Annotated in this window: 11 protein-coding genes; 4 read left to right on the forward strand and 7 right to left on the reverse strand. The window is 67.9% G+C overall.

Annotated elements, in window-relative coordinates:
* Positions 1-29: 29 nt before the first annotated feature.
* From LQF09_RS03195 to LQF09_RS03210, 4 genes are all read right to left on the reverse strand, one after another.
* Positions 30-1,961: a sensor histidine kinase gene (locus LQF09_RS03195; RefSeq protein ID WP_270069196.1), complete on the reverse strand. Its 1,932-nt coding sequence runs from the start codon at positions 1,959-1,961 to the stop codon at positions 30-32.
* The gene (locus tag LQF09_RS03200) at positions 1,962-3,062 is read right to left on the reverse strand and encodes an ABC transporter substrate-binding protein (protein ID WP_270069197.1); all 1,101 of its coding nucleotides are present in this window, start codon (positions 3,060-3,062) and stop codon (positions 1,962-1,964) included.
* The gene (locus tag LQF09_RS03205) at positions 3,059-5,302 is read right to left on the reverse strand and encodes a GGDEF/EAL domain-containing response regulator (RefSeq protein WP_270069198.1); all 2,244 of its coding nucleotides are present in this window, start codon (positions 5,300-5,302) and stop codon (positions 3,059-3,061) included. The genes LQF09_RS03200 and LQF09_RS03205 overlap by 4 nt, the downstream gene beginning before the upstream one ends.
* Positions 5,303-5,484: 182 nt before the next feature.
* The gene (locus tag LQF09_RS03210; protein ID WP_270069199.1) at positions 5,485-7,008 is read right to left on the reverse strand and encodes a DEAD/DEAH box helicase; all 1,524 of its coding nucleotides are present in this window, start codon (positions 7,006-7,008) and stop codon (positions 5,485-5,487) included.
* 266 nt (positions 7,009-7,274) lie between these two features.
* Here LQF09_RS03210 and LQF09_RS03215 point away from each other — a divergent pair, with 266 nt between their 5' ends.
* Positions 7,275-8,447, forward strand: coding sequence for a M48 family metallopeptidase (locus tag LQF09_RS03215; RefSeq protein ID WP_002930316.1), 1,173 nt, complete (start codon positions 7,275-7,277; stop codon positions 8,445-8,447).
* 23 nt (positions 8,448-8,470) lie between these two features.
* Here LQF09_RS03215 and LQF09_RS03220 read toward each other — a convergent pair whose 3' ends face one another.
* From LQF09_RS03220 to cbiB, 3 genes are read right to left on the reverse strand one after another with little or no spacing between them, the layout of a single operon-like run.
* Positions 8,471-9,433 (reverse strand): cobalamin-binding protein, encoded by a 963-nt coding sequence (locus LQF09_RS03220; protein ID WP_270069200.1) that lies wholly within the window; start codon positions 9,431-9,433, stop codon positions 8,471-8,473.
* A 45-nt stretch (positions 9,434-9,478) separates the two neighbouring features.
* Positions 9,479-10,483, reverse strand: a complete 1,005-nt coding sequence (cobD, locus tag LQF09_RS03225; protein WP_270069201.1) for a threonine-phosphate decarboxylase CobD — start codon at positions 10,481-10,483, stop codon at positions 9,479-9,481.
* Positions 10,480-11,430, reverse strand: a complete 951-nt coding sequence (cbiB, locus tag LQF09_RS03230; RefSeq protein ID WP_270069202.1) for an adenosylcobinamide-phosphate synthase CbiB — start codon at positions 11,428-11,430, stop codon at positions 10,480-10,482. The genes cobD and cbiB overlap by 4 nt, the downstream gene beginning before the upstream one ends.
* Before the next feature lie 183 nt (positions 11,431-11,613).
* Between cbiB and LQF09_RS03235 the strand changes: the two genes are divergently transcribed.
* The 3 genes from LQF09_RS03235 to LQF09_RS03245 all read left to right on the forward strand — a co-directional run bounded on the left by LQF09_RS03235 (position 11,614) and on the right by LQF09_RS03245 (position 14,419).
* Complete coding sequence (locus tag LQF09_RS03235; RefSeq protein ID WP_270069203.1) at positions 11,614-13,131, forward strand: cobyric acid synthase; 1,518 nt, start codon at positions 11,614-11,616, stop codon at positions 13,129-13,131.
* A complete protein-coding gene (queF, locus tag LQF09_RS03240) occupies positions 13,128-13,976 on the forward strand; it encodes an NADPH-dependent 7-cyano-7-deazaguanine reductase QueF (protein ID WP_002930332.1) in 849 nt (282 codons plus the stop codon). Before LQF09_RS03235 ends, queF begins: the two co-directional genes overlap by 4 nt.
* Positions 13,977-14,110: 134 nt before the next feature.
* The gene (locus tag LQF09_RS03245) at positions 14,111-14,419 is read left to right on the forward strand and encodes a c-type cytochrome (RefSeq protein ID WP_002930334.1); all 309 of its coding nucleotides are present in this window, start codon (positions 14,111-14,113) and stop codon (positions 14,417-14,419) included.
* Positions 14,420-14,456 lie beyond the last annotated feature (37 nt).

Raw genomic sequence — 14,456 nt, forward strand, 5'->3', positions numbered from 1 at the left:
ATACTGGTACGTATGGATGCGATGTGGCGTCAGGCTGTCGCGCCTGTTTCGCTCATGCTTGGGGCAATCGCTGGGATGTGCAGTTCGAAGCAACTGCCCCTGCCCTTTGCGCTGCTGGCCGTGAGGCTGCCGCCCAACACGTTGGCGACGGCGTTGAAGGCGATGTGCAGGCCCAGTCCGGTACCGCCGCGCCCCTTGCGCGTGGTGAAGAAGGGTTCGAACACCTGCTCCAGTACGCTTGCGTCCATGCCTTGTCCATCATCGCTGACGGTCAGCCTGATGCGTCCGTCCTCAGCGCGGCGTGCGGCGATGACGATCGTGCCCTGCTCGCGATCTTCGAATGCGTGGATCAAGGCGTTGTTGATGAGGTTGGCCAGGACCTGCCCGAGCGGGCCCGGATAGCTGTCGAGTTCCAGGCCGGGCTGGATGTCGGTCTCGATCGAGAACGGCAGGCGTCTGATCGAGGGCCGCAGCGTGATGATGATCTCGTCGACGACCTCGTCGAGCATGAAGCGACGGCGCTGGGCACTCGACTGATCCACGGCGACCTGCTTGAAGCTGGTCACAAGGTCGGCGGCACGGCTCAGGTTCCGCGTTGCGATGTCTGCCGCCTGGTCTACGTTGAGCAGGAAGGCATCGAGGTCCGAGCGTCGCAGCCCGGCTTGCATGCAGCGGCGGAAGTCGCCGGCCTGCCCCTGCAGCGTGCTCACCGCCATCAGCCCGTTGCCGATCGGAGTGTTGAGTTCGTGGGCGACGCCGGCCACCAGGCCGCCGAGGGCGGCCATCTTTTCGGCGCGTACGAGTTCGTGCTGGGTGCGCTCGAGCTCTGCCAGCGTGGCCTGCAGCGAACGGTTGCTTTCGGCGAGGGCCTCGGTGCGCTGGGCTACGCGCTGCTCCAGGTCGAGGTTGAGCGATTGCAGGTGCGCGGCCATCGCCTCAAGGTCGCCGGACAGGGCATTGAGCTCGACCACCGGGCCACGCGGCCAGTGGCCCTGCCTGCCGTGCGCTGTGTCGCGGGCCTGGGCAATGATGCTGTTCAGTGGCGCGAGCAGAAGCTGCGCGAGGCTGCGTGACAGCAGTACGCCGAGCAACAAGGCGATCGCGAACGCCGCCCCGATGGCGATCACCATACGGCTCACACGTGGGTTGTCGAGGCCGGTCGGGGCAATGGTGACGAAGCGCCAGTTGAGGGCCTCCGAGAGCGCCAGCCCGGCGTGGTAGCGCTGTCCTTCGAAGTCGATGTAGGGGGGCAGGGGGGTGCCTGCAAGGCTGGCCTGAAGAAGCGGCAGGCCGTTGAGATTCATGCGTCGGGCACCCGGGCCGTGGCGGGACTCGGTGATGACCTCGCCACGGCTATCGATTACCCAGAGTGCGGCAAGGCGAGTGCTGCCGGTTTCTTCCAGGGTGCTCATTACGGCGTCGAGCGGCACCTCGCCGATCAGTACGTGCGAGTCACCGGCCGGTGTCGCGACGCCAACGGTGAGCACCCCCGAGAGCGCGGACAGGTAGGTGTCACTCCAGGTCGTACTGCGGGTCGCCTGGGTTGCGCGCAACAAGGGGGTGGATGACAGATCGCTACCGAGGATCTCGCTGCGTAGCCGGCTCATCGACGAGTCCAGTCCTGCCGCTGTCACACGCCCGTTGGCATCGACGAGGTAAAGCGCTCGCAGCATCGGAGTGCGCGCGATGATCATGTCGAGGACGCCCGCGAATACCTCTGCGTCAACCAGAGCATGACTCTCGCCTACCACCTCCAGGCGCGACTCAAGAGCACCGAGCACGATCTGTGTGCGGTTGGCGTGGTCGTTGGCCTGCAACTGCACTTCGCGCTGGGTCTCATCTTCGAGGGCGGGAATGCTGATCGCGAGCAGGGCCGCTACCACCAGCACCACGACCATGACGGTCGTGGCGGCCATGATGGCAACGACGAAGCTGCGCAGCCGCCAGTTCCGGAGGGTCATTCAGCGCACCAGGACGAACTGGCCGTCGCGGATCTCTGCGAAATGGATCGGCCGCGTGCTGTCGCCGAAGGCGTCGATCTCGATCAGGTGCTGCAAGCCGGGGTAGGGACCGTGGCGCAGGACGGCGTCCTTCACGGACTGCCCGCTCTTGCGCCGTTCCAGTGCCTGGAACAGCACGATGCCGGCATCGTAGCTGGCGATCGCGCTATAGCCGGGGTCGCGCTGGAAACGGGCCCGGTAGGCGTCGCGGAAGGCAGTGAAGCGAGGCGCTTCGTCGGTGCGATCGTGGGATTGCGCGATCAACAGTCCGTTCACGGCCTGGCCGCCGAGCTCCACCAGCTGTTCGCTTGCGGCCCATTCCGCGGCAGCGAGCGGCATGTTTGGTGAGAGCTTGCGCGTCTGTTGTGCCAGCCGCGCGACATCCACTGCATTGGCGATGAACAGCAGCCCATCGGGTTCGGTTTCGAGAAGGCGTGCGGCGACCTCGCTGAACATCGTATCTGCGGTGGATTCGAACTCGACCGCGGCAATGACCTCTCCGCCGTAGGCTGGGAACTGGCTGCGCAGTTCGGTGAGCCAGGACTCGGAGAATGCCCGGTTGCGTACGTCGTAAGCCACAGCCAGCCGGTGCAGGCCGCGTTCGGCTAGCACGCGGGCATAGTCCGCGGCATTGTCGCGCGTGCTGCGGTTGAGCCGGATCAGCATGTCGTCCTTGCCGACGAAGTGCATTGCCGTGATGACAGGGCTGAGGACAACGACGCCTGCTGCGTCGGCCAGCGGGAGGATGACATCGGCCATCGCGCTGGTGTACGGGCCGACAATCACCGCCGGGCGGGCACGGATCAGCGCTTGCATGGCTTGGTGAGCAGTGGCAGCGTCCTGGCCGTCGTCACCGACCAGCAGTCGCAGCGGACGGCCTCCGATGCCACCCGCCGCGTTGCGCTCCTCGATGGCAAGGGTGAGCGCATTGCGCGCCGCTTCACCGGTGTCTGTGGTGCGATTGGAGAGGCCGGCGATGAAGCCAATCACGATCGGCTCGGGTTTGCCGCATGCTGCCAGCAAGGCCGCGAGCAGAAAGATGAGGATGCGTTGTACGCTCATGCGACTCTTGTCCGGTATGACTGCAGCCACTGCAAGAGCGCATCGAGCGGCATCGGTCGCGCGTAGAGGTAGCCTTGCGCTTCGTTGCAGCCCATCGCGCGCAGGCGTTCGGCCTGGCGTTCGGTCTCCACACCCTCGGCAAGCACCGCGATGCCAAGGCAATGGCCGAGGGGTACGATCATCTCCGCAATGCGGGCGCCGGGGCGGCAGCTGTCGAGCAGGGCGATGAAGCTGCGGTCGATCTTGAGCCGGTCCACCGGGAGCTGGTCGAGGTAGGACAGCGATGAAAAGCCGGTCCCGAAATCATCGATCGCGATCTCGACGCCCAGTGCCTTGACTTCGGCGAGAAGCGCGGACACCCGGGCCATGCCCATGACGGCCACTGACTCGGTGATCTCCAGTTCGAGCAGCCCTGGCGCCACCCCGCTCTCCTGCAGGGCGAGGCCGAGCTGTTCGGCATAGCTGCGGTCGCGCAACTGAGCGGGCGAGACGTTGATGGCCATGCGGATGTCGCTGAAGCCGGCATGGTCGAGTTGCGCGAGTGCGCCCAGTGCGGTGCGCATGACCCAGTTCCCCAGCAGGGTGATGATGCCGGAGCGCTCGGCTACCGGGATGAACTGGTCTGGCGGGACGAAGCTGCCATCGGCCCTGCGCCAGCGCAGCAGGGCCTCCACGCCGGTGACCCGTCCGCTTTCCAGTGAGAGCTGCGGCTGGAAAGCGAGAAAGAGCGCATCGCTGCCGAAGGATTGCTGCAGTTCGTGCAGCAGCCGGGTGTGCTGGCGCGACTCCAGCCCGATTGCCGAGGTGTAGAACTCGTGCTCGCCCTGTCCGCGCGCCTTGGCGCGCTTGAGCGCGATGGATGCATCCTTGAGCAGTTCGGCCCCAGCGCTGGAGCCGGTGTCGGCTCGCACGAAGCCCATGCACGCCGACACCGGGCGCTCGATACCGTCGAACACGTAAGGGGTTTCGAATAGTGGTGCGAGGTGGGCGGGCGACACCAGGGTTTCGTCGCCGCAGATCGCGAACACATCGCCCGAGACCCGCGCGATCGTGCATGAGCCCGGCAGGGCCTTGCGAAGGCGGCTGGCGATGGCGCCAAGCAGGCGGTCGCCATAGACGTGGCCGAACATGTCGTTCGTCTCGGCAAACTGGTCGAGGTCGATGAGGGCGATCGTGCAGCCCGCGAGGGCGTCGGCCTCGATCGCAGTGTCCAGGTGCTGGACGAAGGCGCTACGGTTGGGCAGACCCAGCAAGGGGTCGACAAAGGCGATCTCGCGCAGCCGGGTGACCAGTTCGACGTTGTCCGCGCACAGCGAGATGTTGGTGCAGAACACGCCGAGCAGTTCGCGATCGACGTCGCCCAGGGGTTCGGGTGAATCGATGAACACGGCATAGCGGGTATCCTCGTGGCCGGAAAAGCACAGCGTGACACTGGTTTCGGTTACGAGGTTGCGCTGTTCGCGCAGGCAGCGGGTGAGGTTCGAGATGATCTGCGGATCGCCGATCTCGGAGACGGGGTGCTGGACGAGGTGGCTGAAGCAGCCCGCCGCAGCGATGATCCTGAGTTGTTCTGCGGTCAGGCTGTCCGGGTCGCCGCTGGCGCTTGCGCACACCAGTCCCTCCGAGGGGATGCCGAACAGGCCGGCGATCTGGGTGATCACCCCGGCGGCGAAGCCCTGTACGCCGTCGTGCGCCATCAGGTGGTGGCTGGAGGCCACGATCTGCTCCAGGCCCCTGCGGCTCTCGTCGAGCTGACACAACTGCGCGTAGGAGCGGATTGCCGCGGTCAGCGAGGTAAACAGCTTGGTGCGAGTGAGTTCGCTCTTGGTCTTGTAGTCGTTGATGTCATAGCGGCGGATCGTGTCGATCTCGGGCGCCTGGCCGGGCTGGCCGGTGCGCAGGATGATGCGCGTGTTGTGCAGGCCCAGTGCGCCGCGGATGCCTTCCACCGCGACGAGCCCGGCGTCGGAGGCCTCCATCACCACGTCGAGCAGCACGACCGCGACGTCGCGCTCTGCGCGCAACACGGCCATGCATTCCGCCGCCGAATGGGCGTGGAGCAGGCGCAGTGGGCGCTCCTCTATGTCCAGGCCGCGGAGGGCGAAACGGGTGCTCTCATGGACGTCCTCGTCGTCGTCGACGATGAGAACGGTCCAGCTGCGTCTTCCATGGGCCGGCGCAGGCCCAGGCAGAGGGGAGTCGTCGATGAACTCGACCAGATCGTCGCCATGAGGCCCCATGAGTCGTTCCGCCTGGATGAAGAAGCGCAAAGCGAATGCCCGTCACGTATCCTGGTACGCGCAGTGCGCGCCAGGACACGTGTCAGGCGTGGATGCATCCTTGCTTCAATCTTAAACGGTCTCTGCAGGCGCTGCGAAGGGGGCGCCTGACAGCGATTACCCGGGGTGGGGCCCCGGGGAGGTCAGCGATTGCCGCTGCCGGGCTTGGCCGCGAACAGGGCCGGACGCTGGGCAGGTCGTCCGCTCGTGCCGCGGCCCTGCCCGTGCGGCGCGCGATTGCCGTCTGCGCCTGGGGCGCGCCCGCTGTTGCCGCGGTTGCCATCGACATCGGGGCGGGGCGCCGGCCGGCGATTGCCGTCGACGTCGCCATGGGCGCGCGGCTGAGTGCGGCCGTCGGTCTTGGCGACCGATGAGCTGCGCCCGCCGTTGCCACGATTGCCGCCGCGCGCTGCATCGCCGCTGGCGGCACGCCCCTGGCTCTGGCCGGGGCGCCCGCCGCCGCGACGCTGCAGGGGTTCGCGCCGATGGTCGGCATCATGTGCAGCCTCGGCGCCGGCACTGGGGACGAAATCTTCCGCGGTCGCACGCTCGATGCGGCGCTTGATCAGACGCTCGATCGCCGTCAGCAGCTTGAGCTCTTCCCGGTCGACCAGCGAGATCGCGTGGCCTGCGGCACCGGCGCGGCCGGTGCGGCCGATGCGGTGCACGTAGTCCTCGGGCACATTGGGGAGCTCGAAGTTGACCACCTGCGGCAGCTGATCGATATCCAGGCCGCGTGCGGCGATGTCGGTGGCGACCAGCACGGGCAGCGAGCCGTCCTTGAACTGCGCCAGTGCGCGCGTGCGTGCGGCCTGGCTCTTGTTGCCATGGATGGCGGCCGCAGGGATGTCGTGTTTGCTGAGGTACTCGGCCAGCTTGTTGGCGCCATGCTTGGTGCGGGTGAACACCAGCGCCTGGAACCACTGCTTCTCCTTGATCAGGTGCGCGAGCAGTTCTCGCTTGTGCTTCTGGCCCACTTCGTAGACGGCCTGGTCCACTCGCTCGGCCGTGGTGTTGCGCGGTGCCACCTCCACGGTGCCAGGCTTGTGCAGCAGGCCGTTGGCGAGTTCGCGGATCTCGTCGGAGAAGGTCGCCGAGAACAGCAGGTTCTGGCGCTTCTTGGGGAGCAGGGCGAGGATCTTGCGGATGTCGCGGATGAAGCCCATGTCGAGCATGCGGTCCGCTTCGTCGAGTACCAGGATCTCCACGCCCGACAGGTCGAGCGTGCGCTGGCTGACGTGGTCGAGCAGGCGGCCCGGCGTGGCGACCAGGATGTCCACCCGCTTCTTCAGCGCACTGATCTGCGGGTTGATGTTGACACCGCCGAACATGACCAGCGAGCTGAGCGGCAGGTGCTTGCCATAGGTCTTGACCGACTCCTCGACCTGCGCCGCGAGCTCGCGCGTGGGCGTGAGGATGAGGCAGCGCGGTCGCCCGGGCGGATGCGGGTGTGCATGGGTGGCTGCCAGCATGTGCAGCACCGGCAGGGTGAAACCTGCGGTCTTGCCGGTGCCGGTCTGGGCCGCTGCGAGCAGGTCACCGCCGGCAAGCACCTGGGGAATGGCCTGGGCCTGGATGGGCGTGGGGTGGGTGTAGCCCGCCTCGCCGATGGCGCGCAGGATGGGTTCCGCCAGCGCGAGGCTGGCAAAAGTCAGTTCGGGGTTCATTCGATGGTCCGGCGCGAGCCCGTCGCGCGTTGTACGGCGACACCAATCCGGGCTGCGGGAAAGGGATCCGGGCCGAGGCCGTGCGGATCGTTTCAGGAGACGCTGCGAACGACTGGTGCACCGCAGCGAGGCTGGACTATAAGCGCTTCGTGTCCGTTTAGCGAGGTCTTTCGCACGTGCACCAAGGTAGGGGGCGGCCCACGGCTGCGCAGGGCGTGATTCTTGGTTACACTCCTCGGCTCGTCCACGACCGTGCGCCTGCCCGAATGCACGATTTCGAACCCCGATCCAGCGTCATCCGCCTGCGCGCCCGGCTCGCGCGGCGCCTGACGTGGTGGGCGATCGGCGGCGTGGCCGCGGTGCTGGCGACCGGCTTGCTGGTGTTGGTGGTCGCTGCGGCATGCGCGGCACGGGCCTGGTTGGCGATCGAGTCCGGTCAACCCGTGGAGACCGTGATGTGGGTGGGGGCGATGCTGGTCATGGCCCTCGCCGCGGTCGGTTTGCTGAATGCCTTGTCGACGGGTGTCCCAGTTGCGGAGGGTGTCCGCCTGCCGAGGGCGGTTGCGCCCGATCTGTTCGCGCTGCTGGACGAACTTGCGGCGCAGACTGCGGTAGCCCCGGTGCACGTCGTGCGCATAACCGGAGAAATCAATGCTGCCGTGATGCAGCGCCCGGCGCTTAACCTGGTAGGGCCGCTGCGGACCGAATTGCTCGTCGGTTTGCCCTTGGTGCATAGCGTCTCCCCCGAGCAGTTCGCTGCCGTGCTGGCGCACGAATTCGGCCATCTGGCTGCGCAGCGACGCGGGCGTGACGGCTGGTCCGCTCATGTGCGCGCATGGTGGGCGCGCATCCTCAATGCCGTGATCGATGATGAGGTCGGCGATGGTCGCTGGCTCGATCGTGCGGCGGAGCGCTACTTCCTGGACATGCAGCGGCTTGCGCGGATGGAGGAGTTCGAAGCCGATGCGGTGGCCGCGCGACTGGTTGGTGCCGAGTTGGTCGGCGAGACCCTCGTCGAGTTGAGCCGCAAGGCGCATTTTCTCGAGCACGACTACTGGCCGCGGGTTCAGGCCTTAAGGTCATCGGATGCCGGCTCGCGTGTGCGTCCGTTCCGTGAGATGGGGCACGGCGTACTCGCCGGCTATGCCCAGGCTGCCGCTGCCTGCGCGGATGTCGTGGAGGGCGTGCGCGACCGGCGCCACGACCTCCACCCTACGCCGCGGCGCCGCTTGCGTGCGCTGAGGGTCGCCTGCCGGCAGTTCCAGCTGCCGTTGCCGCAGGGTGCCGGGTCGGCGGCCGAACGCTTTTTCGCCGGGCTGGTACCGACCCTGGCCTGGGTCTTCGATCGGGAGTGGTGCGAGTACAGTCGCAGCCCCAGGCACCCGATGCTTGGTCCGGAGCAAGTGGCGTCGGTGCAGGGTTTTGTAGCCAGGCGCTGAGCGGTCTCCGGACTTCCCGATGTTCAGCGTTCCTGGGTGCCCGCCGCGGCAGGTTGGGCTGAGGCGCGCCGGCTGCGCGCGGTCTCGAGGTGCGTACACAGTTGCTGTGCGCCGTCGAGGATGCGCGGCGTGTGGCGCTGGAGCAGGTCGGGCGGTACGAAGAACAGGTTGTCTGCGGCCGTGGCGGCCAGGGCCGGCCAGCGCTTCCATTCGTCCAGCCATTCGGGGCGCGCCTCGCCCATGCCGCTGGCGACGATCGCCTCAGGATTGGCAGCGAGTACGCCCTCAACGCCGATGGTGGGGGCCAGCTGCGGCAGCGTCCCGAATACGTTCTGTCCGCCGCAAAGACGAATCACGTCTGCGATCAGGTGCTCGTCGTTGATTGTCATCAGCGGCCGATTCCAGATCTGGTAGAAGGTGCGTACGGGCGCTTGCTCGCTGTAGCGTGCGCGCAGTTCGGCGTGACGCTGGCGAAAGTCGCTGGCGTTGGCGTTGGCCACTGTGCTGCTGCCCGCCAGCGCGCCCAGGGACTCCAGGCTGCGGGCCACGTCGTCCAGGCTGCGCGGCTCGTTGATCCAGATCGGGATGCCGAGCGCCTGCAGGCGCTCGAGGTGCTGGCCGCGGTTGCCGCTGCGCCAGCCGACGACCAGGTCGGGGCGCAGCCTCGCCACCGCTTCAAGGTCGACCTGGGTGTAGCTGCCGACCTGGGGCAGTTCGCGCGCCGCCGGGGGGTAGTCGCTGTAGGCCACTACGCCGACGACATGCTCGCCTGCGCCGGCCGCGAACAGGAGTTCGGTGACGTGCGGCGCAAGGCTGACGATGCGCTGTGCAGGGCCTTGCAGGCGCACGACCTTGCCGGCATCGTCGGTCAGTTCGATCTGCGCCAGCGCGGTGCCGGAACTGGCCAGCACCAGCGTGGCCGTCACGCGGGCGGCGGTGCTCAGGCACGCGCCGATGTGGCGGGTGGGGGACGATGCTTGATTCATTACGACGATGTTCCTCGGGTTGCGGTGACGGCGGACCAGCACGGATCAGGTGCTGCTGGCCGTGGCAATGGTATTGGCGGCGCAGGCGCTGAGGGCAGTTTCGAGGCGCGCCCACTCCGCCTCGTTGGCCGGTAGGCCGAAGCGCACGGCGGGTGGGTGTTCGAACAGGCGGCTGAGAATGCCTTGCTGCGCAAGTCGCGCGTGCAGCACACCGGCGTCGCTGCGCGCGATCCATTTGAACAGGGCCGGGCCGCGCGGCTGGCCGCAGCCGGTGTCTCGCAACAGGCGCGCCAGGCGCGCTCCGGCCATATCCAGCCTGCGCCGAGTGTCGTCCTGCCAGGCGCGGTCCAGCAGGGCATGGCGGGCGGCATGGCGGGCCGGGCCGCTGACGGTCCAGGGGCCCAGCCGTTCGGCCAGTGCTGCACGCACTGTGGCGGGTGCCAGCACGAAGCCGACGCGTGCGCCGGCGAGGCCGAAGAACTTGCCGATCGAGCGTAGCACCACCAGGCCGTCGGTGCCCGCCAGCGTGGCCAGGCTGACCTCGGGGGTGGTATCGATGAAGGCCTCGTCGACCACCAGCCAGCCACCACGTGCGGCGAGCCGGCGGTGCGCGGCGAGCAGGCGTTCGCGTGGGAACAGCGTGCCGGTGGGGTTGTTTGGCTGCACCACGACGACGATGTCGTTGCTTGCGGCGACATCGTCGAGCGCTTCGGCAGCAAAGCTGCTTGCATTGTGATGGCGCCAGGCGTGCGCATGCTCGGCATAGCTGGGGGCAAGCACGCTCACGCGCACACCCGGGATCACTTGGGGCAGGGCCTGGATCGCCGGCTGCGAGCCGGCCACCGGCAGCAGCGCAGCGGTGCCGAAGTAGCCTGCAGCGGCGGCTTCGAGGCCGTCGTCGTCCTCCGGCAGCCGTTGCCAGGTCTCGGCCGGAATGGGCGGCACCGGATAAGGGTGCGGGTTGATGCCTGTGGATAGGTCGAGCCAGTCCGTGAGCGCGATGCCGTACTGCTGTGCGGCTCGCCTGAGCCGACCGCCATGTTCGATCATGCCTGCAGTCCTCCATGCACCTGCACGGCCAGAGCGAACAACAGTGCGAGCCCCAGCCACAGCAGCACGCCGTGGCGCACGAGGGCGACGGCGGCGCGGATCGTCGCCGCATCGGGTGCCGCGCCGGTGCCCAGCGGTGGGCGCTGTTCGAGCTTGCCGTGGTACACCGCGGGGCCGCCGAGGGCGACGCCAAGTGCGCCCGCGCCTGCAGCCATCACTGGACCGGCATTCGGGCTGTCCCAGGCCGGGGCCTGGCGGCGCCAGCATGCGAGCGCACTGCGGGTGCGGCCAAGCACAGCATAGGTGAGCGCGGTGAGGCGGGCAGGCACGAGGTTGAGCAGGTCGTCGATGCGCGCGGCCGCCCAGCCGAAGCGCAGGTAGCGTGGGGTGCGATAGCCCCAGCTCGCATCCAGCGTGTTGGCCAGGCGGAACAGCAGCGCACCGGCGCCGCCGGCGACGACGAACCAGAACAGCGCGCCGAACACCGCGTCGTTGCCATTCTCGAGCACCGATTCGGTCCCGGCGGCGGCTACGCCGGTGGCGTCCAGACTGGCGGTGTCGCGGCTGACGATCCAGCCCACGCGCTCGCGCGCCTGCGCCAGCTCGCCGGTGGCGAGTGGGGCTGCGATCGCCTCGGCATGCTCGGCGAGGCTGCGCGCGCCGAGTGCGAAGTAGAGCAGGGCGATGTCGACCACCCAGTGCGCCCACGGCGTCAGAGCGCGCAGGACGAGCACGAGTCCGACCCAGGGCAGTACCGCCACCGACCAGGCCAGCACGCCGGCCAGGCGCCCGTCGCCGGCGATGCGGCGTACAGCGGCTTCGACCGCAGCTGCCCAGCGGCCGAAGCCGACGAGCGGGTGCAGGCGGCGTGGCTCGCCCAGCAGGCGGTCGGCGAGCACACCGGCGGCGAGCTTGCAGGTGAGGACGAGGGAGGGCGTGATCGGCATGGGGCGGTGGGTAGCGCTTGGCGCTTCAATCAATCGTGGGAGCAAGCGGCGCCAGCCGCGCGGTATTGGTCGTCCAGGCGCTTGCCTCGACATGCATGCAGGGGGCGGTCATCTCTGCCCGGGACCCGCAGTGGCGGAATCGGCGATAATCCGCCCCCTTCCTGAAGAACGTGATTTTACGCGATGTCTCCTCCTCTGACCCTGATGGTGCAAGGCACGACCTCCGATGCGGGCAAGAGCACGCTGGTGGCAGGATTGGCCCGCGTGCTGCGCCGGCGCGGCCTGAAGGTGGCGCCGTTCAAGCCGCAGAACATGGCGCTCAACTCAGCGGTCACCGCCGACGGTGGCGAGATCGGTCGTGCCCAAGCGCTGCAGGCCCTGGCCGCCGGCGTTGTGCCGCACACCGACTTCAACCCGGTGCTGCTCAAGCCCTCGAGCGACATCGGCGCCCAGGTCATCATCCACGGGCGCGCCACGGCGAACCTGTCGGCGCGCGATTACCACGCCTACAAGCCCACCGCGATGGCCGCCGTGATGCAGAGCTGGGGCCGGCTGTGCGCCGCCTACCACGCCGTGCTGGTGGAGGGGGCAGGCAGCCCGGCCGAGATCAACCTGCGCGACCGCGACATCGCCAACATGGGCTTTGCCGAGGCGGCCGACGTGCCGGTGGTGCTGGTCGCCGACATCGACCGCGGCGGTGTGTTCGCCCACCTGGTCGGAACCCTGGAACTGCTTTCCGCGAGCGAGCAGGCGCGGGTGAAGGGCTTTGTCATCAACCGTTTTCGCGGCGACATCGGCCTGCTGCAGTCCGGCCTGGACTGGCTCGAGGCGCGCACCGGGCGCAAGGTGTACGGCGTGATGCCCTACCTGCACGGTCTGTTTCTCGATGCCGAGGACGGGCTCGCCGACGCCGCCGCCGACGTGGCGGCCGGCAGCGGAGCGCTCAAGGTGGTGGCGCCGGTCTACCCGCGCATCTCCAATCACACCGATCTCGATGCCTTGCGCCTGCATCCGCAGGTCGACTTCCACTGGGTCGGGCCCGGACAGGCGATCCCGCCCGCCGACCTGATCGTGCTGCCGGGCTCCAAGAGCGTGCAGGCCGACCTCGCCTGGCTGCGTGCGCAAGGCTGGGAGGCAGCCATCCTGCGCCACCTGCGCTACGGCGGCCGCGTGGTGGGCATCTGCGGCGGCTTCCAGATGCTGGGGCAGACACTGGCCGACCCGCTTGGGCTCGAGGGCCCGCCCGGCAGCAGTGCCGGACTCGGTCTGCTCGACATGGACACGGTACTCGAGCGCGACAAGCAACTTTGCAACGTGAGGGGCAGTCTGAGCGTGGAGCTTGACCACGGCCAGGCTGCAGTTGCCGGCTACGAGATCCACATGGGGCGGTCGGCAGGGCCGGCGCTGTCGCGCCCGGCCCTGGTGGTCGATGACGGTGCCGGCGCGCGTACCGATGGCGCGCTGTCCGCCGATGGCCGCATCCTCGGCACCTATGTGCACGGGTTGTTCGATGCGCCGGAGGCACTGGCCGCGCTGCTCGCCTGGGCCGGGCTGGAGCGAGTGCAGGCAGTGGACCTGGCGGCGCGTCGCGAGGCCGACATAGACCGCCTCGCCGATGCCGTCGAGCGCCATCTCGATGTCGACGCCTTGTTCGACGGCAAGCTCCCGGCACTCAAGATCAACGCACAGGATTTCGCATGACCGAGCCGACCCCCACACCCGCACACGGCGCCGAGGCCTCCCCGCTCGGTCGCCCGGTGGCGTATCGCGACACCTATGCGCCCGAGCTGCTGTTCCCGATCGAGCGCCAGCTCAAGCGCGCCGAGCTTGGCATCGCAGTCGGCGCGCTGCCCTTCTTTGGCGAGGATTCATGGAATGCCTACGAGCTGTCCTGGCTTGACCCCCGCGGCAAGCCGGTCGTAGCGTTGGGCGGGTTCCGCGTGCCGGCAGATTCGCCCCGGCTGATCGAGTCGAAATCGCTCAAGCTCTATCTCAACGCCTTCAACCAGCAGCGCTGTGCTTCGCTTGAAGAGGTGACGCAAACGATCGCGCGCGACCTGTCCGCTGCCGCCGGCGCGACTGTCGCCGTTTCCGTCGTCCCGCTCTCGGCGCGGCCGCAGCGCCACAGCGCCTATCCGGAGGGGCACTGCCTCGATGAGCTCGATATCGGTATCGATCGCTACCAGCCCGATCCCGGCCTGCTGTCTGCGGCAGGCGAGGAGGTCGCCGAGACGCTCTACTCGCACCTGCTGAAATCGAACTGCCTGGTGACCGGCCAGCCCGACTGGGGCACGCTGGTGGTGCGCTACCGCGGCCCGGCGATCGATCGCGAGGGCTTGTTGCGCTACATCGTCTCCTTCCGCGACCACAACGAGTTCCACGAGCAGTGCGTCGAGCGTGTGTTCTGCGATCTCATGGCGCGTTGCCGGCCTTGCGAGCTGGCGGTGTGGGCACGCTACACGCGGCGCGGCGGACTCGACATCAACCCTTTTCGCGCCAGTCACGCCCATCTGCGTGCGGACGAGGCGATGGAGGTCAGGCAGTAAGTGGCGCTGTCCTTGATTTTCGTCGTGGATTAATGCGCAACAGCGTTTTGCTTATGAGGTGGATCAATAGGCAAGGGGGGCGGGCTGGGTTAACATCGCGAGGCTGTCTCAACCAACACCACGAGGTAAGGAAGATGAAGGTTTTCGTTGCTGCTGCAGTTGCTGCAGGTCTCCTCTCCGCTGCGCCGGCGTTCGCGTCCGCCGAGCTGGCCAAGGCCAAGAACTGCATGGCCTGTCATGCAGTGGACAAGAAGCTCGTCGGCCCCTCCTACAAGGATGTCGCTGCCAAGTACGCAGGCCAGGGCGATGCGGTCGAAGTGCTCGCCGCCAAGATCCAGAAGGGCGGTTCGGGTAACTGGGGTCCGGTGCCGATGCCGCCCAACCCGCAGGTGAATGACGCCGACGCCAAGGCGCTGGCCGAGTGGGTGATGGCGCAGAAGTAAAAGCGCGTTACCCCACCGCCGCAGCGGTGGGGGTCGT

This window comes from Thauera sp. WB-2 (assembly GCF_027594845.1).
GTDB lineage: Bacteria > Pseudomonadota > Gammaproteobacteria > Burkholderiales > Rhodocyclaceae > Thauera > Thauera mechernichensis.

Coding starts and splice junctions, on each gene's coding strand:
- LQF09_RS03210 (WP_270069199.1), bottom strand. CDS start 7,008: ATGAACCCCGAACTGACTTTTGCCAGCCTCGCGCTGGCGGAACCCATC.
- LQF09_RS03235 (WP_270069203.1), top strand. CDS start 11,614: ATGTCTCCTCCTCTGACCCTGATGGTGCAAGGCACGACCTCCGATGCG.
- LQF09_RS03220 (WP_270069200.1), bottom strand. CDS start 9,433: ATGAATCAAGCATCGTCCCCCACCCGCCACATCGGCGCGTGCCTGAGC.
- LQF09_RS03215 (WP_002930316.1), top strand. CDS start 7,275: ATGCACGATTTCGAACCCCGATCCAGCGTCATCCGCCTGCGCGCCCGG.
- LQF09_RS03195 (WP_270069196.1), bottom strand. CDS start 1,961: ATGACCCTCCGGAACTGGCGGCTGCGCAGCTTCGTCGTTGCCATCATG.
- cobD (WP_270069201.1), bottom strand. CDS start 10,483: ATGATCGAACATGGCGGTCGGCTCAGGCGAGCCGCACAGCAGTACGGC.
- LQF09_RS03200 (WP_270069197.1), bottom strand. CDS start 3,062: ATGAGCGTACAACGCATCCTCATCTTTCTGCTCGCGGCCTTGCTGGCA.
- cbiB (WP_270069202.1), bottom strand. CDS start 11,430: ATGCCGATCACGCCCTCCCTCGTCCTCACCTGCAAGCTCGCCGCCGGT.
- LQF09_RS03245 (WP_002930334.1), top strand. CDS start 14,111: ATGAAGGTTTTCGTTGCTGCTGCAGTTGCTGCAGGTCTCCTCTCCGCT.
- queF (WP_002930332.1), top strand. CDS start 13,128: ATGACCGAGCCGACCCCCACACCCGCACACGGCGCCGAGGCCTCCCCG.
- LQF09_RS03205 (WP_270069198.1), bottom strand. CDS start 5,302: ATGGGGCCTCATGGCGACGATCTGGTCGAGTTCATCGACGACTCCCCT.